Origin of the sequence: Trinickia violacea, from assembly GCF_005280735.1 — a bacterium.
GTDB classification, from domain to species: domain Bacteria; phylum Pseudomonadota; class Gammaproteobacteria; order Burkholderiales; family Burkholderiaceae; genus Trinickia_A; species Trinickia_A violacea.
In genome coordinates this window covers 418,362-441,300 of the sequence record NZ_CP040078.1, presented here as the reverse complement: position 1 = coordinate 441,300, position 22,939 = coordinate 418,362, and the positions used below count along the sequence as shown (strand labels likewise).

Annotated in this window: 21 protein-coding genes; 11 read left to right on the top strand and 10 right to left on the bottom strand. The window is 65.5% G+C overall.

Annotated elements, in window-relative coordinates:
- Positions 1–1,008 precede the first annotated feature (1,008 nt).
- Together arsC and FAZ95_RS24010 are read left to right on the top strand one after the other, a co-directional pair.
- Complete coding sequence (arsC, locus tag FAZ95_RS24015) at positions 1,009–1,368, top strand: arsenate reductase (glutaredoxin) (RefSeq protein ID WP_137335023.1); 360 nt, start codon at positions 1,009–1,011, stop codon at positions 1,366–1,368.
- 182 nt (positions 1,369–1,550) lie between these two features.
- Positions 1,551–2,927: a GntT/GntP/DsdX family permease gene (locus FAZ95_RS24010; RefSeq protein WP_137335022.1), complete on the top strand. Its 1,377-nt coding sequence runs from the start codon at positions 1,551–1,553 to the stop codon at positions 2,925–2,927.
- 63 nt (positions 2,928–2,990) lie between these two features.
- Here the strand turns inward: FAZ95_RS24010 and FAZ95_RS24005 are convergent, their stop codons facing one another.
- The 6 genes from FAZ95_RS24005 to FAZ95_RS23980 all read right to left on the bottom strand — a co-directional run bounded on the left by FAZ95_RS24005 (position 2,991) and on the right by FAZ95_RS23980 (position 6,222).
- Positions 2,991–3,194, bottom strand: a complete 204-nt coding sequence (locus FAZ95_RS24005) for a zf-HC2 domain-containing protein (RefSeq protein ID WP_137335021.1) — start codon at positions 3,192–3,194, stop codon at positions 2,991–2,993.
- Entirely contained in the window at positions 3,187–3,792 is a 606-nt protein-coding gene (locus tag FAZ95_RS24000; protein ID WP_137335020.1) for an RNA polymerase factor sigma-70, read from the bottom strand. Before FAZ95_RS24000 ends, FAZ95_RS24005 begins: the two co-directional genes overlap by 8 nt.
- Complete coding sequence (locus FAZ95_RS23995; RefSeq protein ID WP_137335019.1) at positions 3,789–4,259, bottom strand: DoxX family protein; 471 nt, start codon at positions 4,257–4,259, stop codon at positions 3,789–3,791. The genes FAZ95_RS24000 and FAZ95_RS23995 overlap by 4 nt, the downstream gene beginning before the upstream one ends.
- Entirely contained in the window at positions 4,246–4,995 is a 750-nt protein-coding gene (locus FAZ95_RS23990; protein WP_137335018.1) for an HvfC/BufC N-terminal domain-containing protein, read from the bottom strand. The genes FAZ95_RS23995 and FAZ95_RS23990 overlap by 14 nt, the downstream gene beginning before the upstream one ends.
- Entirely contained in the window at positions 4,995–5,858 is an 864-nt protein-coding gene (gene bufB, locus FAZ95_RS23985) for an MNIO family bufferin maturase (RefSeq protein ID WP_137335017.1), read from the bottom strand. The genes FAZ95_RS23990 and bufB overlap by 1 nt, the downstream gene beginning before the upstream one ends.
- Positions 5,859–5,976: 118 nt before the next feature.
- A complete protein-coding gene (locus FAZ95_RS23980; protein WP_137335016.1) occupies positions 5,977–6,222 on the bottom strand; it encodes a BufA1 family periplasmic bufferin-type metallophore in 246 nt (81 codons plus the stop codon).
- A 489-nt stretch (positions 6,223–6,711) separates the two neighbouring features.
- Between FAZ95_RS23980 and FAZ95_RS23975 the strand changes: the two genes are divergently transcribed.
- Positions 6,712–7,266, top strand: coding sequence for an NADPH-dependent FMN reductase (locus FAZ95_RS23975; RefSeq protein WP_137335015.1), 555 nt, complete (start codon positions 6,712–6,714; stop codon positions 7,264–7,266).
- A gap of 12 nt (positions 7,267–7,278) precedes the next feature.
- Here the strand turns inward: FAZ95_RS23975 and FAZ95_RS23970 are convergent, their stop codons facing one another.
- Together FAZ95_RS23970 and FAZ95_RS23965 are read right to left on the bottom strand one after the other, a co-directional pair.
- Positions 7,279–8,298 carry a hypothetical protein gene (locus tag FAZ95_RS23970; RefSeq protein ID WP_137335014.1) on the bottom strand — a complete coding sequence of 340 codons (1,020 nt, stop codon included), beginning with the start codon at positions 8,296–8,298 and terminating at the stop codon, positions 7,279–7,281.
- Between the two features lie 201 nt (positions 8,299–8,499).
- Positions 8,500–10,755, bottom strand: a complete 2,256-nt coding sequence (locus FAZ95_RS23965; protein ID WP_137335013.1) for a hybrid sensor histidine kinase/response regulator family protein — start codon at positions 10,753–10,755, stop codon at positions 8,500–8,502.
- A 525-nt stretch (positions 10,756–11,280) separates the two neighbouring features.
- On the opposite strand from FAZ95_RS23965, the gene FAZ95_RS23960 reads away from it, so the two are divergent.
- From FAZ95_RS23960 to FAZ95_RS23930, 7 genes are all read left to right on the top strand, one after another.
- A complete protein-coding gene (locus FAZ95_RS23960) occupies positions 11,281–11,649 on the top strand; it encodes a response regulator (protein WP_137335012.1) in 369 nt (122 codons plus the stop codon).
- Positions 11,642–12,265 (top strand): chemotaxis protein CheC, encoded by a 624-nt coding sequence (locus FAZ95_RS23955; protein ID WP_137335011.1) that lies wholly within the window; start codon positions 11,642–11,644, stop codon positions 12,263–12,265. The genes FAZ95_RS23960 and FAZ95_RS23955 overlap by 8 nt, the downstream gene beginning before the upstream one ends.
- Positions 12,262–13,203 (top strand): sensor domain-containing diguanylate cyclase, encoded by a 942-nt coding sequence (locus tag FAZ95_RS23950; RefSeq protein ID WP_137335010.1) that lies wholly within the window; start codon positions 12,262–12,264, stop codon positions 13,201–13,203. The genes FAZ95_RS23955 and FAZ95_RS23950 overlap by 4 nt, the downstream gene beginning before the upstream one ends.
- 310 nt (positions 13,204–13,513) lie before the next feature.
- Positions 13,514–14,362: a presqualene diphosphate synthase HpnD gene (gene hpnD, locus FAZ95_RS23945; RefSeq protein ID WP_137335009.1), complete on the top strand. Its 849-nt coding sequence runs from the start codon at positions 13,514–13,516 to the stop codon at positions 14,360–14,362.
- Positions 14,362–15,696, top strand: a complete 1,335-nt coding sequence (hpnE, locus tag FAZ95_RS23940; RefSeq protein ID WP_137335008.1) for a hydroxysqualene dehydroxylase HpnE — start codon at positions 14,362–14,364, stop codon at positions 15,694–15,696. The genes hpnD and hpnE overlap by 1 nt, the downstream gene beginning before the upstream one ends.
- Positions 15,693–17,735 (top strand): squalene--hopene cyclase, encoded by a 2,043-nt coding sequence (shc, locus tag FAZ95_RS23935; RefSeq protein WP_137335007.1) that lies wholly within the window; start codon positions 15,693–15,695, stop codon positions 17,733–17,735. The genes hpnE and shc overlap by 4 nt, the downstream gene beginning before the upstream one ends.
- A gap of 2 nt (positions 17,736–17,737) precedes the next feature.
- Positions 17,738–18,475 (top strand): phosphorylase, encoded by a 738-nt coding sequence (locus FAZ95_RS23930; protein WP_367873255.1) that lies wholly within the window; start codon positions 17,738–17,740, stop codon positions 18,473–18,475.
- Between the two features lie 77 nt (positions 18,476–18,552).
- Here the strand turns inward: FAZ95_RS23930 and FAZ95_RS23925 are convergent, their stop codons facing one another.
- On the bottom strand, positions 18,553–19,380 hold the full coding sequence (locus FAZ95_RS23925; RefSeq protein WP_137335005.1) for an MlaA family lipoprotein: 828 nt from the start codon (positions 19,378–19,380) through the stop codon (positions 18,553–18,555).
- A complete protein-coding gene (hpnN, locus tag FAZ95_RS23920; RefSeq protein WP_137335004.1) occupies positions 19,377–22,004 on the bottom strand; it encodes a hopanoid transporter HpnN in 2,628 nt (875 codons plus the stop codon). Before hpnN ends, FAZ95_RS23925 begins: the two co-directional genes overlap by 4 nt.
- 245 nt (positions 22,005–22,249) lie before the next feature.
- Between hpnN and FAZ95_RS23915 the strand changes: the two genes are divergently transcribed.
- On the top strand, positions 22,250–22,858 hold the full coding sequence (locus tag FAZ95_RS23915) for an MlaC/ttg2D family ABC transporter substrate-binding protein (RefSeq protein WP_137335003.1): 609 nt from the start codon (positions 22,250–22,252) through the stop codon (positions 22,856–22,858).
- The last annotated feature ends 81 nt before the right edge of the window (positions 22,859–22,939 follow it).

The following is a 22,939-nucleotide window of genomic DNA, read 5'->3' as shown; positions in this document are numbered from 1 at the left end:
GGAGCGACTGTGGGATGCTGCTCGGCTCGCGTAGAGATCTGCGTTCTTTGCCGATCGATTCGATGACGTTGCCAGTGGGCAGCGGGAATCACGTTGTGCCCAGAGTGCGTTCGTGAGTTACGTTGTGCACACGGGGAGCATCGGATATCTGCTGCTGCCGCTACTAGGTTCTAATCGCGTCTCCCTTTCGGGCGGAGATTCGAAGCGTCAGTGAGGCTTAGGGGAGCAATCGTGTTGCATGGGTTGTCGCATCGCCGGCGATGTGCCGCGTCAATTTATGCGCATAAACGCTGGCGGGCGTCCTCAAGGCAGCGCATCTTGGCGTTTCGAGAAGCGAGGAACCGGAATTAGCACGCTCCGCCAACGAATGGCCTACTGGCTTGCGGAGGTGTTGCCGGCAATCGCTCGTTTTCTTGAGGGGCGCTCGATGATGTCTCTACATCAAGACGGGCCAAATGGATGCCTGCCCCAAATGCATCTCTTCGACCCTTTGCCGGTCATTAGGTCAAGACCTTACCGGCGACTCATGAAAGCTAATTGCTTGCATGTGCGGAAACCTAGCCCTCGAATAGCCCAGTCGTGTTTCGGTCGGTTTGCCTCATTTGTTCTGGGCTAAATCCGTTGCATGTCTCTCTTCGCGATAATTTGACGGATTGAGGCGCCGATATGTCCGCAATATCCCCGCGCTACTCCTCGTCGTATTCATAAAGTCAATCCAGGCGTAAATCCGGTCAATTCAGCGGAACAGATATCGCACCAATGGTATTTGGTTATCCCGCCGTGTCCTGACCGGCTAACGCTCAACTGCAGACATTGCTCAACCCGTCCTGAAGCCAATCATCCTCTGCGCACTCATCCCCTCTCCGTATCACCCGCAATCAGCGGCGATTCCGTAGCACCGCTTCCCCCATCCAGCACAGCTTCCCGATCCTATTCCCGACCTCACGCCAACCCTCCACCCGCTACAATTAGCCGCCAGTCAAATTCACGCTTCGACGCACCCACTTCATGATCACGATCTATCACAATCCCCGCTGTTCCAAGTCGAGAGGCGCATGCGATCTCGTTGCCAACACCTTTAACGCCTCCGGCGAGTCTGTCGAAATCGTCGAGTACCTGAAACATCCGCCAACCGTCGCGCAACTCAAGGAATTGCACAGGATGCTGGGCGGTTCGGTACGCGACATGCTTCGCGACACTGAAGCCCCATACAAAGAACTCGGTCTAGCGAACCCGCAATTGACGGATGATCAGTTATACGAAGCAATTGCGGCCCATCCGATCCTGCTGCAGCGTCCGATCGTCGTGCGCAATGGAAAGGCGGTGATCGGCCGTCCGCCGGAGGCTGTCCAGACATTGTTCGACTGAGGCGACATGCGCGATTTCCACGCGTTCCGGAACAGTGACCGATCGCGAGCAAGACCGTCGCAAGCAAGCAAGTACGTAAGTCAGTCAGCCAATCTGAGCCCGGCATTCCACTCTCGCCGAGCGTTTCATCCACCTCACGCCAGCGCACCGCGCGCGAAGCGTCAAACCCATACTAAGAACGCATGCCACTGACAACTTCGTTGGCGCCGTGGGCCTCCCACGACACCGTGCTGATCCTTTCCTGCGCACTGGGTCTGGCCATCATCATCGTTTTCATCAGCGCGCTGAAGCTGGCGCCGTTCCTGTCGATTCTCATCGGCACGTTTGCGGCCGGGTTGACCGCCGGGCTGCCGCTCGATTCGATCACGAGCGCATTCAGCAAAGGAGCGGGCGCCATCCTCGGCGACGTGGGCATCATCATCGCGCTGGGTGCGATGCTAGGCGCGCTGATGGCCGATTCCGGCGCGGCCGACCGGCTCGTGTCGACGATCCTCAAGCATTCGACGCCACGCTCGCTGCCATGGATGATGACGCTCGTCGCGATCATCATCGGCTTGCCGCTCTTCTTCGAAGTCGGTCTTGTCATGATGGTGCCGATCATCTTCGTGATGGCGCGCCGCTCGAATCAGCCGATCTTGCGCATCGCGATTCCGGCGCTGGCCGGCATGACGACGCTACATGCGCTGCTGCCGCCGCACCCGGGTCCGCTGATTGCCGTCAGCGCGTTGCACGCGGATCTCGGTATCACCCTGGGACTCGGCCTGATCGTCGCATTGCCTGCCGCCGTGCTCGCGGGCCCCATCTACGGGATGTGGCTTTCGAAGCGCATGGACGTCGCCGAGCCCGAGGAAATGGGCAAGCTCTTTACGCGGGACACTCAGCAAGGCGAGCCGCCCGGTTTCGCAATTTCGCTCATCACCATCCTGATGCCGGTCGTGCTGATGCTCGGCCGCACGATCGCCAAACTGATGCTCGCGCCGAAGTCGTTCGTCTACGAGGCGCTCGATTTTCTCGGTGAGCCGCTCGTCGCGCTCGGGCTCACCGTGATGTTTGCCGTTGTGGCGCTAGGCTGGGCGCGCGGGATGCCGCGCACGCGCGTCGGCGGCATTTTGCGCAAGAGCCTGCCGCCGATCGCCGTGCTGTTGTTGACCATCGGTGCGGGCGGCGGTCTCAAGCAAGCGCTCGTCGTCGCCGGGATCAGCGCGACGATCGGCAAGATCGCGGTGAGCGCCCACGTGCCGCTGATCCTGCTTGCGTGGCTCATCGCTGTCGCGCTGCGCCAGGCCACCGGTTCCGCCACCGTCGCCACGACGACGACCGCCGGCATCATCGCCCCGGTCGTCACCGGCATGAGCGCGATGCACAGCTCGCTGCTGGCGCTTTCGATCGGCGCGGGGTCGGTGTTCTTCTGCCACGTGAACGACGCGGGTTTCTGGATGGTCCGCGAGTACTTTGGCTTGAACCTGAAGCAAACGGTGTTCGTCTGGTCGATATTGCAGACGATCGTCTCGGTGGTGGGGCTTGCGTTGACGTTCGTTTTGTGGAGCGTGTTGATTTAGGGGCTCACGCCAATCGTAGCCATCGCGATCGCGACAACCCGCGAAAACTCGCCCGACGAAGCATCATTCCTTCGGCTCGTCGGGCGTCACCGGCTCTCCGCCACTGACTTCCTGCGCTGCGCTTCGCAACAGCGCAATCTGCTTGCGAAAATTGCGGCATCCGCTGCAAGTCGGCAGATGAACGCCGATCGCAAGCCATTCCCCCGCTGTGAGACGCCGGTCGAGCGCATCCGACAGCAGACGCGTCACGTCCTTACATTTACCCATTCGCGTCCTCCTGGCACAACCCCTTCTCGGATAGACACGTGCGCAGCCTGAGCCGCGCGCGATAGATCAGCACGCTGCAATGATTCGCGGTGAGTTCGAGCTCGGCGCAGATGTCGTCGGTTTTGAGCTCGAGGAATTCGCGCATCATGAACACGCGGCCGATTTGCTCCGGCAGGAGTTCGAGACATGCTTCGAACAAACGCCAGAACTGCTGCCGCTGCAATTCTGTTTCCGGCGTCGCCCACGGACGCGGCTTCGCATGCGGCGTCCAATGGCCGTTGTCCTTGAAGAGCTCCTTGTCGAGCAATGACTCGCACTCCAGTTCCGATTCGAGCGCCGACAGATTGACGGTCCGCTGCCGCGCACGCAGCGTATCGATGAGCTTGTGACGCAGGATGCCGAACACCCACGTCTTGTGCTCCGATTGCCCCGCAAACCGGTCGGCTTGCGTCCACGCGGCGGCGAGCGCCTCCTGCACCGCATCTTCCGCCGCGGCCGCATCGCGCAACTGCAAGCGCGCAAAGCGCAGCAAATCGCGGCGCAATTGCGCCAGATAGATCGGATCGTCGTGCGCGGCGCGAGCCGCTTCGCTCGTCAAGCGCGTCCCTCTCGCAGCTTCGCGGGCCTGGGACGGTTGAGCAGCGCGTCGAGCGACCAGCGTCCGGTGCCGTGGAAGAAGAGGTAAGCGATCAGCACGGCCCACAGCACATGGTCTTTGATCATCACAGGTTCGAGCCCTGGGTAGGAGATCACCGCCACCAGGTTGACGACGAACAGGCCCGCCGCAGCGAATCGTCCGCGCCATCCGAGCAACAGCAGAATCGGAAAAATCAGCTCGCCGCCCGCGCCCATCACGGCGGCGACGGCTGGCGGCAACACCGGCACATGATATTCGCTTGTGAAGAGATACAGGGTGCTGCCCCAGTCCCGCAGCTTGAGCATGCCGGACCAGAAGAATACACGGAACACATAGAGCCGCACGGCCAGCGCGACGAGCGGCTGCAACGCGACGGCGAGGGCTTCCAAGCGCGCGTACAAGCGGCCGGCGAGACTAGCGTTTTCCATTTTCAGGGTCCTTGATGGTATGGACGAGTCCATGACTGAATAGATGCGCGAGCAACGAACTCGGATCGCCGGATGCGAGCGACAGGGCGCTTTCGATGCTGCTGCCGTTCAATAACGCGGCGACGACTTGTGCTTCGTCGCCGCCGATCGCGCGCCAGCGCACGGCGAAGTTTTCGCGCCAGACGAGGACGGCTTGCCCGCCCGCATCGAGCGAGGCCGTCGGGCCGCCTTCGTGCATGGCGACAATGTCGGCGATCGGCCACTTCGCCGAGCGCGCGACGCCGACCGACGCGCTGAGCCGCAGCGAGGCGGCGGCAAACCGTTCGGGTCCCAACCCGGCCAGCGAGGCGCGATCGAGCGGCGTGCTGTCGTCGGCGTAGTAGGCGCGCAGCATCAGCCAGTCGACTTCGGCGACGTCGCCGAGATAGGGCAGGTCCGCGGCGGGTGCGAAGCCGCGGATGAAAGCGGGCAGGCCGGCGCCGTCGTCGTGCAGATTCGCCGATGTGGCCGGCGTCGCGATGACATACGCCCGTGCGAGCGAGCGGAAGTAATCGCTGCCCACGAGCGTGACGACGTGCGTGAACGCATCGGCGAGCGCGGCGATGCGGTTGAGCCGCACGTTGTTGCGATAGACGCCGATGTTCGCGCGCGTCGCGCTGGTAAGTCCGGCCGGTGCGCGCGCGTCGTCCGCGAGCGCGGCGGCGAAGCTGTCGAGAAGGTCGCTGTAGTTCGACATCAGCGCACCTCCTGCGTCAGCGTCGGCGATTGCGTCATCGCCCGCTCGCGCGCCCCGGCGACGCGTGCTTCGAGCTGCCGGTATTCGCCGACGAGCGCGTCGAGCGACGGCAAGTGCGTATCGCGTTCGAGCAGCACCGGCGTCGGCCCAAAACGCGCGAGCGCGGCGTCGAGCAGTGTCCATACCTCATCGCAGACGCTCGCCCCGTGCGTATCGATCGCGACGTCGTCGAGCCACTCGAACCCGGCGACATGAATTTCGCCGACGCAGCCGATAGGCAGCCGCGCGATCTCCGCGAGCGGATCGGTTTTCAGGTTGAGCGTGTTCACGTAGAGATTGTTGACGTCGAGCAGCACGCCGCAGCCGGTGCGCACGACGAGCTCGGCCAGCATCTCGGCCTCGCTGCACGTCTCGCCTTCGAATGCGACATACGCCGAGACGTTCTCGATCAGAATGCGCCGCCCCAGGGCCTCCTGCACGCCATCGATGTGCGCGGCGATCAGCGGCACGGCGCCGTCGACGCGCGGCACCGGCAACAGGTCGTTGAAGAACCGTCCCGCGCCGCGATTCCAGCAGAGGTGTTCGGAGACCAGCGCAGGCTCGATGCGCGCGACCAGCGACTTCAAACGCTGCAGATGTTGCGCATCGGGTGCGCTATGACTTCCGAGCCCCATGCCGACGCCGTGCAGGCTGACCTCGTAGCGCTCGCGCACGCGTTCGAGCGCGGCCACCGGCTCGCCGCCGCCGAAGTAGTTTTCGCTATGGACTTCCCACCATCCGACCGATGGCCACGCCGCGAGCACGCCGGCGACGTGCGGTCCGCGCAGGCCGAGACCTGCGCCAAGCTGGGGCTGCGGATTCATGGTGGGTTTCCTGTCCTTATGCTGACTTGCGCGGGTGAAAATGGCGACGGCCGCGCGCGCAGCGCGGCCGCCCATCTTGCCAGTATCGGCGAGGTTGGCCGCGCCTCGTGCCGTTTGCTTACATGCCGGGCTGCAGCGAGCCGCCCATCTGCTGGCACGTGCCGGCCGGGACCGCCTTGAACTCGCCCTTGTCCATGTCCTTGGTGCCTTGACCGGCGCAAGCGTGGTTGTTGCCCTTGCAATCGTTCTGACCGGCCTTGGCGATGCCGTAGCACTTTTCCTTGTCGGCGGCGAAGACGGGGCTCGCGAGCGTTGCGCCAAGCACAGCGGTGAATGCGGCAGCGGCGATCAGTTGCTTGTTCATCTTGACTCTCCTCGGGTGGGTGACGGAGCCACGAAATTGGCTTCCGGAGCTTGAGTCGGTGGCCGCGGCCGGTTATGACACGCCGTCGAAAAATTTTTTCGGCTTCCCGCGTGCCCGAACCCTCTCCGGGACATTCGACTCTTGCACGTTTCAATACGTCCCGAAGGCGCACTGCGGATGCAAAGGAGACCGCCTATCATCGAGTGGCGCGACGCGCCGCCAAAGTTCGCCATTTCCCAAGCGGCGCCGTCACGAATCGGCCACGGAAGCGTCACGGATGTAACCACGCGTAACCGGCATCGGTCGCCGGCAAGTTATCCACAGTTTCTGTGGAGAACTTTGTGGAAAATGTGGCGCAAACCCATCGCGGGCAGGCCGTGAGCTGGATTGCATGAAAAACAAGCCTTTATCCCGTATTGGGTTGGCATCATTGAAAAGGCTTGTATCGTTTGCGCGTTTCGTCCAACCACCATCAGTGAGGGAACAGGAATGGCTTACAACATTGCGGTTATCGTCGGCAGCCTGCGTCGCGACTCGTTCAACAAGGCGCTCTCGCATGCGATCGTCAAGCTCACGAGCGCGGACTTCGCGTTCGAATTCCTCGACATCGGCTCGTTGCCCCTCTATTCGCAAGACTACGACGCCGATTTTCCCGAGGCCGCGCGGCATTTCAAACAGCGGATTGAAGCCGCGGACGCGCTTCTTTTCGTGACGCCCGAGTACAACCGTTCGATTCCCGGCGTGCTGAAGAACGCGCTCGACTGGGGCTCGCGCCCGTGGGGCTCGAACTCGTGGGGCGGCAAGCCGGGTGCGGTGCTGGGAACGTCGCCGGGCGCGACGGGTACCGCGCTGTCGCAGCAGCATTTGCGCAACGTGCTCGCTTATCTCGACGTAGCGACGCTCGGCCAGCATGAAATGTTCATCAAGCACGCCGACGGGGTGATCGACGCCGACGGCAACGTCGCCAACGAGCACACCCTCAAGTTCCTGCAGCACTTCGTCCATCGCTTCGAAAGCTGGGTGAAGCGGCACGTGCACAAGTAGGCGCTTCGCGCGTCACGCACGGTGATCGTGATGCGTGACGCGCTCCCATCCGTGGCGCACCGCCGCCTTGAAGCGACGCCATGCGTTGTGCGGATGCGTCTCTTCCCAATCGCGCTGGGCGTAAGGCTCGACGTCCTCCCAAGACCGGTGTTCGGCGTAACGCGCGTCGCGGCCTAGCGTTGCGCCGTGGCGGTACGCGCGTTCGTAGTCCTCGTAGCGCGAGCCGTCGCTTGCGTACTTGGTTTCGTAGTCGCCGCGGAAATCTTCTTCGTACTGCAGGAATTCGTCGGGAATCGGAGCGGCGGCGCCCGCCGGCATGTTCGCTGCGCCTTCGGCCGCGGCGCTCGCGCTTAAATGTGCCGATGACGCTGCCGGACGTTTCGGCTCGCTGTGTCCAGCGGAAAAGATCGCGCCCATGCCCGGCGCGGAGCCGGCCGCCGTCGCCGTCACCGAGGCTTCGGTCGCGGGGCGGTCAGGGGCAGCGCTTTCCGCGCCAGAGGCGGGCGCTGTCCGGCGCAGATAGCTGCGCACGATGCCTCGCGGCCGCGCTGGGGCTCGGCGAATGCCGAGCTCCTCGAGCGGCGAGTGGGCGCGGGCGGAATCGTCGTCAGGGGCGCGCCAGGCAGGGGCCACGGCATCGTCCGGCGCGTGCCAGGTCGCCGCGCGCTCTTCGATGTCGATCGGGCCGCTGCGCTCGAGCATCGAGCGGGCGAGTTCGGCGTAGGCGTCGGTGGCGGCGTCGGCGCTCAGCATCACGGCGCCGCGGCGCACGGCTTCGGCGTACTGCGCGACTTCGTGCGGGCGAGGATCGGTCACGAACAGCGCTTCGAAAAAGCGCTCGATGTTCGCGATCACGCCTTCGTCGGCGGGCGGGGTGGTTTCAGCGGCCGAGGTGGCGTCGCTGGCATAAGTCGGCTCGCAGCGCGCCTGCAGTGCGATGCCGTTGCGGTCAAAGCCGGCTCGGATAAGCGCGTCGCGTGCGGCCTCGGCTTCGGGGTAGGTGTCGAATAACGCGATAACGGTGTGTTGCATGACGGTCTCCTGTGTCGACCGCAGTTAGCGCTTCAGCGCTTACTGCGGTCCCATGCAGAGCACGACCGCAGTTAGCGCTTCAGCGCCTACTGCGATCCCACGCCCAGCGCAGCTCGATTCTTCGGAGCCCACAGCGAGTACGAACAGGCCCCATGATCGGGCAGCAAGCACCGTGCCGCTCGCGCCAACGTCCGACTGCGTTCAGCCCGGCTTGCCGGCGGGCTGAACGCGTTGCTCGCGTTCGTGCCGGATCGTTTGCAATATTTTTTCGAGCAGCGCGATATCAAAAGGTTTTGACAGCACGCGCGCGTTCACATTCCGTGCCCGTTCGAGCTCCTCGGCGTAGCCGGTCACGAGGATCACGGGCAGTGGCGACGGAAGCGCCTCGATGGCTTCCGCGAGATCGATGCCGTTCATCGCGCCCGGCATGTGGATATCCGAAATGACGAGATCGACCGGCGCGGCGGGATCTTCGACGAGCTGCAAGGCGGCGTCCGCGTTGAATACGTAGGTGACGGTGTGGCCCATCATCTCGAGAAGCGCCTCGGTACCCGCAGCGACTTCGTCGTTGTCCTCGACGAGCAGAATGCGCAGGCCGCCCGTGGTGGCAGGTTCTTCGCGGCGCGGTTCCGCGGCGGGCGCCGCGGTCGCCACGGCGCTGCCGCGCGGGAGATAGAGACGCACCGAGGTGCCCGCGCCGATCGCGCTATCGATCGTGGCAAGCCCGCCGGAGCGCTCGCAGAACGCGAACACTTGCGGCAGCCCGAGGCCGGTGCCCATTCCCTTCGGCTTCGTCGTGAAGAGCGGCTCGAACGCGTGCGCGAGCACGTCGCGCGCCATGCCGGAGCCGGTGTCGTCGAGTGAAATTTCGACGAAGTCGCCCGTCAGCGGAAAGCCGTCGCCGTGACGCAGGCTGAGGTTGTTCGCACGCACGGTGAAGCGTCCGCCGTTGGGCATCGCGTCGCGTGCGTTGACGGCGATGTTGATGAGCGCAAGCTCGAGTTCCGCGACGTCGACGAGGATCGGCCACACGTTGGTGCTCACGTCGATCACGAGCTCGACCTTCGCGCCGAGCGACGCACGCAGCAGCTCGCGGCTCGCCGCCATCCAGCGCGCGAATTCGATCGTCTCGGAGCGCAGCGGCTGCTTGCGCGCGACGCCGAGCAGTTGCCGCGTGAGCGACTGGCCGCCCTTTAACGCGCGCTCGATCGCCGACAGCTCCGTGTCGATCGCCTTGACGCCGCGCCGGCGCGCAATCTGCACATTCGCCGACACGATCATCAGCAGGTTGTTGAAATCGTGCGCGACGCTGCCGACGAGGTTGCCGAGCGCTTCCATCTTGCGCGATTGCCGGTAGGCGGATTCGATCGAGCGGCGCATCGACGCCTCGGCCTGCCAGCGCGCCCACGCCTGTTCTTCGGCGGCAAGGCGCTTGAGCGACAGGCCGATCACGAGCCACAGCACGATCGACGGCGTGAACACCGACACCACGAGCACCATCAGATGGCGATACCAATCGGCCCAGATCGCGGATTCGCGGTACGCGCACGACACAAAGACGGGATACGAGCCGACGCGCCGGTAGGCGACGATCTCGGCGCCGCCGTTCTTGCCGTTCGGACGCGTGTGCAGGACGCCGTCGCGGTTGCCCGAGGCGAGCGCCGTCGCGAGCGCCGAGCGGGGCGCCGCCAGCGACCACTGCGCGACCGGCAGCGGCGGGTACGACGCGAGCACGGCGCCGTCTTCGCGCGTGAGCATCATCGTGACCGCTTCGCCCTCGTTGCCCAGCAACTCGCGGTAGAACGCGTCGAAATACGACTGGCGCAGCGCGACCGACACCAGCCCGGCGAACGACCCGTCCTCGTTGCGCCGGGCGATGCCGGTGTTGAACACGGTCTCGCCCGCGCCGACGCGTCCGATCATCACCTTCGACACGTTCTCGATCACCTTGCCGTCGCGGATGCCGGTGAAATCGTCGCGATCGGCGATCGACGCGTGCGGCGCAGGGTAATAGCGGCTGTTCGCGAGCAGCATGCCGTCGGGGCCGAAGATCGACACCGAAGCGACCTGCGGATAGCCGCCGCCGATCGTCTTGAGCTTCTCGTGGATCGTGGCTTCCTGATTGCGCACCTGCTCGTTGCCGAGCCCGCGCACGAGGTCGTCGATGCGCGCGTCGAGCGTCTCGTTGAGGTCGAACACCTTGAGCGCGTGCTCCTCGCCGATGCGCACGGTGCGCAGCGTGATGTCGGTCGCTTCGGCGACGCGCGCGCGGAAATTGGCGTAGGCCGACGCGGCCACATACACGCACGGCAGCACGATCGCGGCGATCAGAAGCGCGATCAGCGTGAAGCGCCGCACGGCGAAGTCGGGTTCGGGGACGGCCGGATACGGCGACTCCTCTTGCCAATTCGGAACGGCTTGGCTCGTGCGAGGCTCGTCGGGCCGGTGGGACGTCATCGTCGGAATCGTATGAACGATAGGAAAGCTGTGCGTGTCATCATAAACGACTTGGATCGGCCGCCACGGCCATTCCCGGGAGCGGACGGCGCCCGCCGAACGAGCTTTTCCTCAAGCGTGGCCGGGCCGTGCCCGCAAACAGCGACGAATTCGGCAGCGCAAACGTACACAAAAGAATACTTCACGCATTTTTCAGACAGATATGTATGAAGTGTTCCGCGAAAGCGGGAAAGCGATATTATTTTTGTTTGATCGCCGGAAATTTGGCGAGTTGCTTTTCGAACCGTTTCCTCCCAAAATCCCGCTTCACTTCTACGACATAGACGCCCGCGACGTCCGGGCGCCACGAGATGCGCGAACGTCGCGCATCGCGCACGCGTTTCCTCGCCCCAGGACCGGGCCCGGCCAATCCGCACGCGCGCCGCCTATTGCGTCGCAGCCTGTCGACGTCCTCGCTCCGCTAAAGAACAGACACGAGCCGCCGTTAACGCGACATAGAAAACTCCGTTTACCTGTCACGCTGCCATGCCTTTGCCGATTGTGATCGCCGACGATTCCCTGCTTGCCCGCAAGGTTCTTACGAAATCCTTGCCAGCCGACTGGGATGTCGAAATCGAATATGCGTCGAACGGCCGAGAAGCGCTCGCGCTGTATCGCGCCGGCAAGGCTTCGGTAATGTTTCTCGACCTGACGATGCCCGACATGACGGGCTACCAGGTACTCGAAGCGCTTCAGCACGAGGACCTGAACACGTTCGTGATCGTCGTCTCGGCGGACATCCAGCCGCTGGCTCAGGAACGCGTCCGAACCCTCGGCGCCGCGGCGTTCGTCGCCAAGCCCGTGACCCCCGAGGCCCTCGTGCCGATCCTCAAGGAGTACGGGTTGTATGCCTGAGAACGTCTTCACCGAAGAACAGCGCGACGCGTTGCAGGAGATCGCCAACCTGGCGATGGGCCAGGCGGCGACGCGTCTTGCCCGCCTGCTCGATACGTTCATCGAGCTGTCGGTGCCGCGCATGCGCGTGGTCGAGGTGAGCGACGCGGCGGAAGCATTGCGCGACATGACCGGTATCGACGAAACCGTGACGGCCGTGCGCCAGGGCTTTCGCTCCGATATCAAGGGCGAGGCGCTCGTGATCTGCCGCAGCAGCGGCGTCGGGCAGTTGTGCTCGTTCGTCAACGATCCCTACATCGAATCTTCATATGAAACGGTCAGCCAGAAAGAGCTGATGTTCGACGTCGCCAACGTGCTCACGGGCGCGTGCGTGTCGAGCATTCTCGACCAGCTCGACCGCACGCCGGTTTTCTCTCCGCCGGGCCTGCTCGGCGAAAAAATCTCGCTCGACGACGTGTTCCAGGCCGACGTGCTCGCCTGGAAGGTCGCGCTCTTGCTCGAAGTGAACTTCGCGCTCGAGGACCAGAGCTTCCGGGCGCACCTCGTCATGCTGATGACCGAAGACTCGATTCGCCGCGTGAACGATGCGCTTGACGCACTGCTTTCCAGCTTATGAATGCCCCCAGCGAGCTCTCTCTTTCCGACCTCGTGATCGAGCGGGTCGGATTCGGCATCTTCGTCGTCGATCGCGATTTCAACGTGCTGATGTGGAACCGGTTCATGCAGGACCACAGCGGACGGCCGGCCGCCGAAGTGGTCGGCAAATCGATCTTCGACAATTTCCCGGAACTGCCGCGCGTATGGTTCACGCGCAAGCTCGAAAGCGTGTTCCAGCTCGGCAGTTTCGCGTTCAGCTCGTGGGAGCAGCGGCCGTATCTGTTCAAGTTCGAGCATGACCGGCCGATCACGGGCGGCGTCGACTTCATGCAGCAAGACTGCACGTTCATGCCGCTCATGCGCGGGCGCGAGGTGGTGGCCGTCTGCGTGACGATTTCGGACGTGACCAACGTCAGCGTGATGCAGCGCGAACGCGAAGAGGCGGTCGTCAAGCTGCAGGAATACGCGAACCGCGACGGCCTCACCGGCATCGCGAACCGGCGCTTCTTCGAGGCCCGCCTGCGTGACGAATATCTGCGCTGGCAGCGCTACGGCGGCGACTTTTCGGTGCTGCTGTTCGATCTCGATCACTTCAAGACGATCAACGACGAGTTCGGCCACGTGGTCGGCGACACGGTGTTGCGCGTGATGGCGCAGCGCGTCGGCGAAGCGGTCCGCGCGCAGGATACGTTCGGCCGCTTCGGCGGCGAGGAATTCGCGCTGCTGCTGCCGTGCACGACGCTCCAGGAGGCGATGGTCGTCGCCGAAAAGATCCGCAAGACGATCGGCGACACGCCGGTCGACGTGGAAGGCGTGAGCGTGCCGGTGACGGCGAGCGTGGGCGGCGCGGCCGCGCGCGCCGGTGTGAGCGCGTATGAGGTCCTGATCAACGATGCCGACGCCGCGCTCTATAGCGCGAAACGGCAGGGGCGTAACCGGTCGGTGGCGTTCACCTGACAAACGCGGCCGAAGTCCGGCACGACGTCGTTTTCGCCCGAAGGGGACGAGCGCGCAGGCGCGTCTAGCCGGGTCGCGGCAGCGGCTCGGGTCAAAGATTGTTATACTTTTGGCCGTTTCCGGCACCCATGCCGGCGCGCCGCGCACGTCCGAAGCGCGGCACTTGGCAGCACACCGCCTGGCGCTCAGTACGCGCCGGGCCGCCGCAAGCGTACTGAGCGCCCCCTTGGGGGGAGCTCACGCAGTGAGCGCGGGGGCCGTTTCACCTCAGACATCAATCGCCCAACAGGGCGCCACAGCGGAGTTCGTCTTGGCCGTTTCCAATCTCGTCGTGGACGATCCAGAAACCGACGCCGCCGCCGTCACGTCGAGCAGCTCGTTTTATCTCGCGATGCGCATTCTGCCGGCCGCGCAGCGCGACGCGATGTTTCAGGTCTACGCATTCTGCCGCGCCGTCGACGACATCGCCGACAGCAACGCGCCGCGCACCGAACGCAGCGCCGGTCTCGCGCGCTGGCGCGAGGACATCGACGCGTGCTACGCCGGCAATCCGCGCGCGTCGCTCGCTACCTTGACGCGCCACATCCGCACGTTCGATCTGCAGCGGGAAGATTTTCACGCGATGATCGACGGCATGGCGATGGACGCAGCCGAAGACATCTGCGCGCCCGACGATGCGACGCTCGACCTCTACTGCGACCGCGTCGCGAGTGCGGCGGGGCGGTTATCGGTGAGGATATTCGGGATGTCCGAGCAACCCGGCATCGAGCTGTCGCATCACCTCGGCCGCGCGCTGCAACTGACGAACATCCTGCGCGACATCGACGAAGACGCGGCGATCAACCGCTGCTATCTGCCGCGCGAATTGCTCGCGCGCGAAGGCATCGTCGCGACGAACCCGCTGGCGATCGCCGACGATCCGTCGCTGCCGCGCGTGTGCGCAACGCTCGCCGAACGCGCGCTCGACCACTTTGCGAAAGCCGACGCGATCATGGACGCCGCGCCGCGCCGCGAAGTGCGCGCGCCGCGCATCATGTCGGGCGTCTATCGCGTGCTGCTCGAGCGCACGCTCGAACGCGGCTTCGACCTGCCGCGCACGCCGATCGTGAAGCCGAAAGGCCGGCTGCTCTGGATCGTCGCGCGCTACGCCTTGTTCTGATGGCGAGGCGGGTGCACGTGATCGGCGCGGGGCTGGCTGGCCTCGCCGCCGCGGTTCAATTGCAGCGGCGCGGCGCGCACGTCGTGCTGCACGAAGCGGCGGAGCACGCCGGCGGGCGCTGCCGCTCGTATTACGACGGCACGCTCGGCGCGACGATCGACAACGGCAATCACTTCGTGCTGTCGGGCAACTACGCGACGCTCGGCTATACGCGCGCGATCGGCGCCGCCGACGAACTCGTCGGCCCGGCGCAGCCAGAATTCCCGTTCGTGGATCTCGCGAGCGGCCGCCGCTGGACCGTGCGCCTGACCCCGGGACGTCTGCCGCTGTGGATCTTCGACGCCGCCGCGCGCGTGCCCGATACGCATCCGGCCGACTACCTGTCGCTCGCGCCGCTTTTCTTCGCGAAACCGGGCCGCACGATGGCGCAGACGATGCGCTGCGACGGCATACTGTGGGACCGTTTGCTGCGGCCGCTCTTTTTGGCGGCGCTGAACGTCGAGCCGCGCCACGGCTCGGCCGAACTCGCGGCGACGCTCGCGCGCGAGACGCTCGCGGCCGGCGGCCAGGCATGCCGGCCGCTCGTCGCGAGAAACGGGCTTGGCAGTGCGTTTGTCGATCCGGCGCTGCGTTTGCTCCAGCATGGCGGCGCGGCCATCAAGCTCGGCTCGCGTCTTGCCGAGATCGTGTTCGCCAATGGTGCGAAGGAACGGGCCGCGAAGGGATCAACCGGCGAAGGCGCCACGGTCGACGGATTTTCCGCAAATGCTCGCGTCGCCGCGCTGAACTTCGCCGACGGTACGAGCATCGCGCTCGAGGCCGGCGAGTCGGTCGTGCTGGCGGTTTCCGCGGATGTCGCGCAAGCGCTCGTGCCGGGCGTGCGCGCGCCGACTGCGTTCAGCTCGGTCGTCAATGCCCATTTCGCAGTCGAGCCGCCGCACGGCCTGCCGCCGTTGACGGGCCTGGTGAACGGCACGGCCGAGTGGATTTTCGCGTTCGACGGACGCTTGTCCGTCACGGTGAGCGACGCGGATCGCCTGCTCGACACGCCGCGCGAAACGCTGGCGAAAACCATTTGGGCCGAGGTCGCGAAAGCCGCAAACCTCCCCGCCGATCCGATGCCGACCTGGCAGATCGTGATCGAAAGACGCGCGACGTTTGCCGCGCTGCCGTCGCAGGAAATGCTGCGGCCGGCGACGCGAACGCGCTGGAATAATCTTGTACTCGCGGGCGACTGGACGGCCACTGGCCTGCCCGCGACGATCGAAGGGGCGATCCGTTCGGGCCAGAAGGCCGCCGATACGCTCCTCAATCAACCGATGGACCGCCGATGAACGATTTGACCACCGTACCTGCCAACGACGCCGCCACCGACGCCGCCGTCACCGAAGCCGCGCCTTCCCCCGCGCCGCAAGCCGGCGGCGCCGCAGCCCGCGCGCAAGCGAACCCCGTGCTCGATGCCGCCGTCACGCGCGCCGTCGACGCGCTGCTCGCCGCGCAGCGTCCCGACGGCCACTGGCTCTACGAGCTCGAAGCCGACGCGACGATTCCCGCGGAGTACATCCTGCTGGTGCACTACCTCGGCGAGACGCCGAACATCGAGCTCGAACAGAAGATCGCCCGCTATCTGCGCCGCATCCAGCTCGCCGACGGCGGCTGGCCGCTCTTCACCGACGGCAAGCTCGACATCAGCGCCACCGTGAAGGCGTATTTCGCGCTGAAGATGGCCGGCGATTCCGAAGATGCCGAGCACATGCAGCGCGCGCGCCAAGCGATTCTCGCGAACGGCGGCGCGGAGGCCGTGAACGTGTTCACGCGCATCCTGCTCGCGCTGTTCGGCGTGATTCCGTGGCATGCGGTGCCGATGATGCCGGTCGAGATCATGCTGCTGCCGATGTGGTTCCCGTTCCACCTGTCGAAGGTGTCGTACTGGGCGCGCACCGTGATCGTGCCGCTGCTCGTGTTGAACGCCAAGCGGCCGAAGGCGAAGAATCCGCGCGGCGTCCGTATCGACGAGATCTTCAAGGGCGCGCCGGTTTCCACCGGTCTCCTGCCGCGAGCGGAGCACCAAAGCCAGGGCTGGTTCGTGTTCTTCCGCGGCGTCGACGCCATCCTGCGCGCGACCGATGGCCTCTTCCCGCGGCACACGCGCCAAAAGGCGATCGATGCGGCCGTCGCGTTCGTCGATGAGCGCCTGAACGGCGAAGACGGGCTCGGGGCGATTTTCCCGGCGATGGCCAATGCCGTGATGATGTACGACGTGCTCGGCTATCCGCCCGATCATCCGAATCGCGCGATTGCGCGTCAGTCGGTCGAGAAGCTGCTCGTGATCGGCGAGGAAGAGGCGTACTGCCAGCCGTGTTTGTCGCCGGTGTGGGATACGTCGCTCGCGGCGCACGCGCTGCTCGAAACCGAGGAGCCGCGCGCCGAGCAAGCGGCGCTGCAGGGCCTGCAATGGCTGCGTCCGCTGCAGATCCTGAACGTGCGCGGCGACTGGATCTCGCGCCGTCCGAACGTGCGGCCCGGCGGCTGGGCGTTCCAGTACGCGAACCCGCACTATCCGGACGTCGACGACACCGCCGTGGTCGTGATGGCGATGGATCGCGCCGCGACGCTCACGCAATCGAACGTCGACCGCGAAGCGATTGCGCGGGCGCGCGAGTGGGTGGTCGGCATGCAGAGCAGCGACGGCGGCTGGGGCGCGTTCGAGCCGGAAAACACGCAGTACTACCTGAACAACATCCCGTTCTCCGATCACGGCGCGCTGCTCGATCCGCCGACCGCCGACGTGTCGGCGCGTTGTCTCTCGATGCTCGCGCAGCTCGGTGAAATGCCGGGCACCAGCGAGCCCGCGCGCCGCGCGTACGACTATCTGCTCAAGGAGCAGGAAGCCGACGGCAGCTGGTACGGCCGCTGGGGGATGAACTACATCTACGGCACGTGGACGACGCTGTGCGCGCTGAACGCCGCGGGCATGCCGCACGACGACCCGCGCATCAAGCGCGCCGCACAGTGGCTGATCTCGATTCAGAACGAGGACGGCGGCTGGGGCGAGGACGGCACGAGCTACAAGCTCAACTATCGCGGCTACGAGAAGGCGTCGAGCACGTCGTCGCAGACGGCCTGGGCGCTCATCGGGCTGATGGCGGCGGGGGAGGTCGATCATCCCGCTGTCGAGCGCGGCGTTGCGTATCTGACGAAGACGCAACGCGAGCATGGCCTCTGGGACGAAACCCGCTTCACGGCGACCGGCTTCCCGCGCGTTTTCTATCTGCGCTACCACGGCTATCGCAAATTCTTCCCGCTTTGGGCGCTCGCCCGTTACCGGAATCTGAAGCGCGACGCGAGCACGCGCGTCACGGTCGGGATGTGACGGTGCGGCGCGATCCGGCGGCTGCGGTCGAAGGCGGCATGGCCCAACCGATGGCGGCCCTGCCCATCATCGCCGTGACCGGCATGGCGTTCGAAGCGCGCATCGCGCGCGGCGACGGGGTCGAAACGGTCTATGCGGCGCGCGCCGATTGGCTCGAGCGCGCGTTGTCCGAAGCGGTCGCGCGCGGCTGCGGCGGCATCGTCAGCTTCGGGACGGCGGGCGGCTTGGCGCCCGGTCTGGAACCGGGAACGCTCATCATCGCGGATGCCGTCGACGGCCCCTTGGGCCGCATCCCGACGAACGCCGCGTGGGCGGCGCGCTGCGCGGATGCGCTCGCGGGGACGCCGCTCCACGATCGCGTGCGGCGCGGCACGATGGCCGGCGTGACCGCGCCGGTCGTGAGCGCGCAGGACAAGGAACACCTCCACCGCTCGACGGGCGCGCTCGCGGTCGACATGGAATCGCACATCGCGGGCGCCATCGCGGCAGCGCGCGGCTTGCCGTTCATCGTGTGCCGCGCGATCGTCGACCCTGCGTGGCGCACGCTGCCGCGCGCGGCCACGGCCGGATTGCGCGACGACGGCACGACGGCCATCGGGCCGATTCTGCGCGAACTGGCCCGCCAGCCGTCCCAGCTCGGCGCGTTGATCCGGCTCGCCGCGGATGCGCGCGCCGCGCGCATGACGCTTGTCCAGGCGCGGCATGCGCTCGGTGAGGCCGGGGCGCTGCGGCCGCACTGAGGCACTTGGCAGCCGGGTCGCAACGCGGCCCCGCAATGGGGCCGCCTGCCTGACCCGCCGTGTCGATCGGCGGTTGCTTATTGACCGCTCGGTGCGCTCGCCGGGGCATTGCCGCCACCGGCTGGAGCAGCCGGTGCGGCAGGCGCAGCCGCACCCGACGCTTCGGCAGGCGCCGCAGCCTCACCTTCGTCGCCATAGTTAGGCAGCGCGGGCGGCTTGGTCCCGCCCTGGTTCAGCAGCGCTTTGCGTTGCTGAACATAGGCATCGCGGACGAACGAGTATTTGTCGAGCGCCGCCGCCTCGAGCAGGTTCGTCGCGCCGAGCAGATCGGCGCGCGCGCTCACGAATTGCAGCACGTAGAGCGGGACGCGTTCCTCCGCATCGAGAGAGCTGAAACTCAGCGGATTGACGTAGATGTCCGCAGCGCGCCCGACGCCGTCGCGGAACGAGCTAGGCCCGAACAGCGGCAGCACCAGATACGGGCCGGACGGCACGCCCCAATGGCCAAGCGTCAGGCCGAAGTCCTGATGATGCTTCGGCAGTCCCGCGGGCGTCGCCCAGTCGATTAGCCCGCCGAGCCCGAACACGGTGTTGAACGTCAGGCGCATCAGGTCTTCGGTGGCGTCGGTGATCTTCAGTTGCAACAGGTTGTTCGCGAAGTTGCCGACATCGCCGAGGTTCGAAAAGAAGTTGCTGACGGCCGTGCGGATCGGCTGCGGCGTGACTTTCAGGTAGCCCCTCGCGACCGGCTGGGCGATCGTCCGATCGACCGTGTCGTTGACGTTGAAGATGACCCGGTTCATCGGCTCCAGTGGGTCGCCAGGCGTGGCGTTCGGGCCGGTGGCGCAACCGGAGAGCGCGCCTGCGGCGGTGAGCGCCAGCGAAGTGTTTCGCAGCTTATTCATCGAGTGCCCAATGTCTTTTTCTTCGGTGTGCGCTTAACACGCGGTTTGCCCATCAGTACGGGCTGGAATACCACTGCGCCGATCAGCGTGCAAGACAGCGACAGCGCAAGCAGCCGGCCCATGCTCGCCGTGCCCGGGTGATGCGAGAGCCACAGGCTGCCGAACGCGGTCGCGGTGGTCGCGGCGCTCAACATGACGGCGTGCGTGAGGCTCGATTGCAGCAGGCTGGTTTGCCCGGCGCGCCAAGCCATCACGAAGTAGATCTTGAACGCGACGCCGACGCCGAGCATGAGCGGTAACGCGATGATATTCGCGAAGTTGAGCGGCATGTGAAAGACAACACACAGTTCGAGCGTGACAACCGCCGAAACCAGCAGCGGAATCAGCGTGCGTAGCACGTCGCCGAAACGGCGCAGAGTGAGCCACAGCAAGAGCGTGATCGACAGCACCGCCCACAGGGCCGCTTGCGCGAACGCTTCGATGATCGTGTCGGCCGAATGCAGGATCGAGATCGGGCCGCCGATCGCCGACGGGTCGGCCTGCTTCACCGCGTGAGCAAAGCGGCGCAGCATCGCGTCGTCGTTCGGATCGACGCCCGCGGGCACCTTCGGCGAGATATTGACGAGCGCGCGGCCGTCCGGCGATACCCAGTCGCGCACGAGATCCGGCGGCAGGTTGGCGCGCGTGATCTGCTCGGGCTCGAGCAACAGCTGCAGCTGCCGCAGCGCGAGGCGCAGCGGCTCGGAAATCGCGGTTTCAGCGCGGTCGCGCATGGCCGGGTCGGCGGCGGCGAGCTTCGCCAGCGTCTCGGACAAGTGCTTGGCCTCGGCGGCGCCGGGGCCGGGGTGGTCGTCGGCGGCGAGCGAAAGCTGGTTCGCCGCGCGCTTGAGCGCGGCGACGCGCAGCGTATCGTTCGCCGCGGGCGCGCCGGGTTGCGTGAGCGCGGGCGACAGTTCTTCCGCGGCGGCATCGATGAGATCGAGCTTCTGCGGCTGGTCGCTCGGGATGAAGCTCGAGAGCGTCGTGATCCGGCCGACTTCCGGCAGCTTCGAAAGCCGCGCAGCCGTTTGGTCGGCGGCGGCCAGCGACGGCGCGAGCACGGTCACGTCGTTGACGCCCGCTTCCGGCGAATCCTTGAGCGCGAGCAGCGTCGCCATCGATTCGCTATGCGGGTCCTTCAAATGCAGCGGGTTGAAGTCGAAGTGCAGATGCAAGAGCAGCGGCAACGCGCCGACGATCACCACCAGCGTGCCGATCAGCACGGGCTTGCGGTTGCGGTCGAGGTAATCGTCGACGGGCGCGAGACGCGGAAAGCCCGGCGAGCCTTTCTCGCCGGCCGGCCTGAACAGCTTGATGAGCGCGGGCAGGAGCGTCATGTTCGTGACGTACGCCACGAACATGCCGACGCCCGCGATCAGGCCCAGCTCCGACACGCCGCGATAGGCCGTCGGCAGAAACGAGAAGAAGCTCGCGGCCACCGCCGTGGCGGCGAGCGTGAGCGGAATGCCGACTTCGTACGCGGTCTTGATGAGCGCGCGGTTCAGGTCGTCGTCGTTATAGCGCGCCTCGCGGTACTTGACGCCGAACTGGATGCCGAAGTCGACCCCAAGCCCCACGAACAGCACCATGAACGCGACCGAAATCATATTGAGCGCGTCGACCATCAAGAGTCCGAGCGCGGCCGTGATCGCGAGCCCGACGAACAGCGTGATGAACACCGCGACGATCAGCTTGCCCGAGCGAAGCGCGAGCCACAGGATCATCAGCACGACGAGGAACGTGGCGATCGCGTTGACGAGCGCGCCTTGCTCCACGGAGGCGAACTCCTCGTCGGCGAGCGGCTGTTCGCCGGTCAGGCGGACCTGCGCGCCATAGCGGCCCGACAGGTTCAGCACGGTGGCCGTCGTGCGGACCGCTTCGGAGCCGCGCGCGCCCGCTTCGAGCGCGCCGTAATCGACCACGGGCTGCACGGTGATGAACGCGTAGGCCGGCTGCTTGGCCTGGTCCTTGTCGACGAGACCGCGCCACGACAGCACCGTGAACTTGCCGGCGAGCACGCCGTCGAGCGTCGTCGCGCTCTTGTTCAGCAGATTCGCCATGTCGCCGAGGTTGACCTGGCCGAGCTGCAGCGGCAAGAGGAGGGTGGTGGTCAGCGTGTCGGCGAGGCCGGTCAGGCTCGGGTCTTTCGCGAGCGTGTTGATGAGCGGCTTGGCTTTGGCGAGCTGCGAAGTGGTGTCTTGGATTTCCTTGGGCGACAGGAACAAGAGCCCATTGCGCTCGAAGAACGGACCGCCCGACGGCTGTGAGACCGCCGCGAATTCGTTCGGCTGCTTGCGCAGTGCGGCGGTCAGTTCGTTCGCGGCGGCGTCGGCGAATTCCGGCGCGGCTGCCTCGACGACGACGAGGATCGTTTGTCCGCGCTGCGGGAAGGCTTTGTCGGTGGCGTCGCCGAGCGCCGTCCAGGTCTCGTCCGTTTCGATCAGCCGGCTGACGTCGGTGTTGATCTTGAAATGGTTGACGACATAGTGACCACTCACCGCCGCGAGCAGCAGCGAGATGACGATGACCCAGACCGGATAGCGTACGGACCAGGCGACGAGGCGGACGACGGATGACTTCAGCATGTAGGCAAGGGGGCCCTGTCAAAGGGGACGGCATTGGGCAAGAGGCGAAGTATACCGGCGCGCCGCCGATGGGCGCAGGATGCTGTCCGTTGCGCCGCGAATCGCTCGCCCTTGGCCGTTGCACGCCCGCGCGGCCCTGACGCGCGAGTTCGCGGGAAAGCCATCGGGTAAAGCCGGTATACTGGCCCGACGCCCGCAGGCTTCATAGTCGCGGCCGCTCATTTCTTCACTGAACCGACGAGCGTATGAAACGTTATCTGATTGCTTTTCTCGCAGCCGCATTCGTGTCCGGCACGGCTTTCGCCCAGGCAAGCCCCGATTCCGTCGCGAAGACGGCCGTCGAAGGCACCGTCACCGCGATGAAGGCCGACCCGCAAGCGAAGAGCGGCGACATGGCAAAAATTACCGGCTTCGTACAGACGCGCTTCGTGCCGTACACCGACTTCCTGCGCACGACCCGCATCGCGGTCGGCCAGGATGCCTGGAACAAGGCGACGCCCGATCAGCAGAAGCAGTTGTTCGAGCAATTTCAGCTCCTGCTCGTGCGGACCTATGCCGCGTCGCTGTCGCAACTGCGCGACCAAAACGTGACGTTCAAGTTCGTGCCGTCGTCGACGCCGGCGGGCGCCAAGGATACGGTGGTGCAGACGCACGTGCTCACGGGCGGCGACGATCAGGGGATCGACTACCGGATGGAAAAGACGGCCGACGGCTGGAAGATCTACGACATCAATATGATGGGCGCCTGGCTGATCCAGGTCTATCAGCGTCAGTTCGCCGACCAGATTTCGAAGGGCGGCATCGATGGCCTGATCAAGTTCCTGACGGAGCATAACGCGCGCGGTGCCGGTTGATGTAAGCGCGATCGAGCCCATGAACGAAAAAGGACGCTTGACCGGCGTCCTTTTTTTGTCAACCCGATGTCGATCCGGGCT

What these genes read in the sequence shown, in the direction of transcription:
- FAZ95_RS24010 (WP_137335022.1), top strand. Translation starts at nt 1,551, where the DNA reads ATGCCACTGACAACTTCGTTGGCGCCGTGGGCCTCCCACGACACCGTG.
- FAZ95_RS23915 (WP_137335003.1), top strand. Translation starts at nt 22,250, where the DNA reads ATGAAACGTTATCTGATTGCTTTTCTCGCAGCCGCATTCGTGTCCGGC.
- FAZ95_RS23925 (WP_137335005.1), bottom strand. Translation starts at nt 19,380, where the DNA reads ATGAATAAGCTGCGAAACACTTCGCTGGCGCTCACCGCCGCAGGCGCG.
- FAZ95_RS23970 (WP_137335014.1), bottom strand. Translation starts at nt 8,298, where the DNA reads ATGCAACACACCGTTATCGCGTTATTCGACACCTACCCCGAAGCCGAG.
- FAZ95_RS23990 (WP_137335018.1), bottom strand. Translation starts at nt 4,995, where the DNA reads ATGTCGAACTACAGCGACCTTCTCGACAGCTTCGCCGCCGCGCTCGCG.
- hpnN (WP_137335004.1), bottom strand. Translation starts at nt 22,004, where the DNA reads ATGCTGAAGTCATCCGTCGTCCGCCTCGTCGCCTGGTCCGTACGCTAT.
- FAZ95_RS23965 (WP_137335013.1), bottom strand. Translation starts at nt 10,755, where the DNA reads ATGACGTCCCACCGGCCCGACGAGCCTCGCACGAGCCAAGCCGTTCCG.
- arsC (WP_137335023.1), top strand. Translation starts at nt 1,009, where the DNA reads ATGATCACGATCTATCACAATCCCCGCTGTTCCAAGTCGAGAGGCGCA.
- FAZ95_RS23980 (WP_137335016.1), bottom strand. Translation starts at nt 6,222, where the DNA reads ATGAACAAGCAACTGATCGCCGCTGCCGCATTCACCGCTGTGCTTGGC.
- shc (WP_137335007.1), top strand. Translation starts at nt 15,693, where the DNA reads ATGAACGATTTGACCACCGTACCTGCCAACGACGCCGCCACCGACGCC.
- FAZ95_RS23975 (WP_137335015.1), top strand. Translation starts at nt 6,712, where the DNA reads ATGGCTTACAACATTGCGGTTATCGTCGGCAGCCTGCGTCGCGACTCG.
- FAZ95_RS24005 (WP_137335021.1), bottom strand. Translation starts at nt 3,194, where the DNA reads ATGGGTAAATGTAAGGACGTGACGCGTCTGCTGTCGGATGCGCTCGAC.
- FAZ95_RS23960 (WP_137335012.1), top strand. Translation starts at nt 11,281, where the DNA reads ATGCCTTTGCCGATTGTGATCGCCGACGATTCCCTGCTTGCCCGCAAG.
- FAZ95_RS23950 (WP_137335010.1), top strand. Translation starts at nt 12,262, where the DNA reads ATGAATGCCCCCAGCGAGCTCTCTCTTTCCGACCTCGTGATCGAGCGG.
- FAZ95_RS23955 (WP_137335011.1), top strand. Translation starts at nt 11,642, where the DNA reads ATGCCTGAGAACGTCTTCACCGAAGAACAGCGCGACGCGTTGCAGGAG.
- bufB (WP_137335017.1), bottom strand. Translation starts at nt 5,858, where the DNA reads ATGAATCCGCAGCCCCAGCTTGGCGCAGGTCTCGGCCTGCGCGGACCG.
- FAZ95_RS23995 (WP_137335019.1), bottom strand. Translation starts at nt 4,259, where the DNA reads ATGGAAAACGCTAGTCTCGCCGGCCGCTTGTACGCGCGCTTGGAAGCC.
- hpnE (WP_137335008.1), top strand. Translation starts at nt 14,362, where the DNA reads ATGGCGAGGCGGGTGCACGTGATCGGCGCGGGGCTGGCTGGCCTCGCC.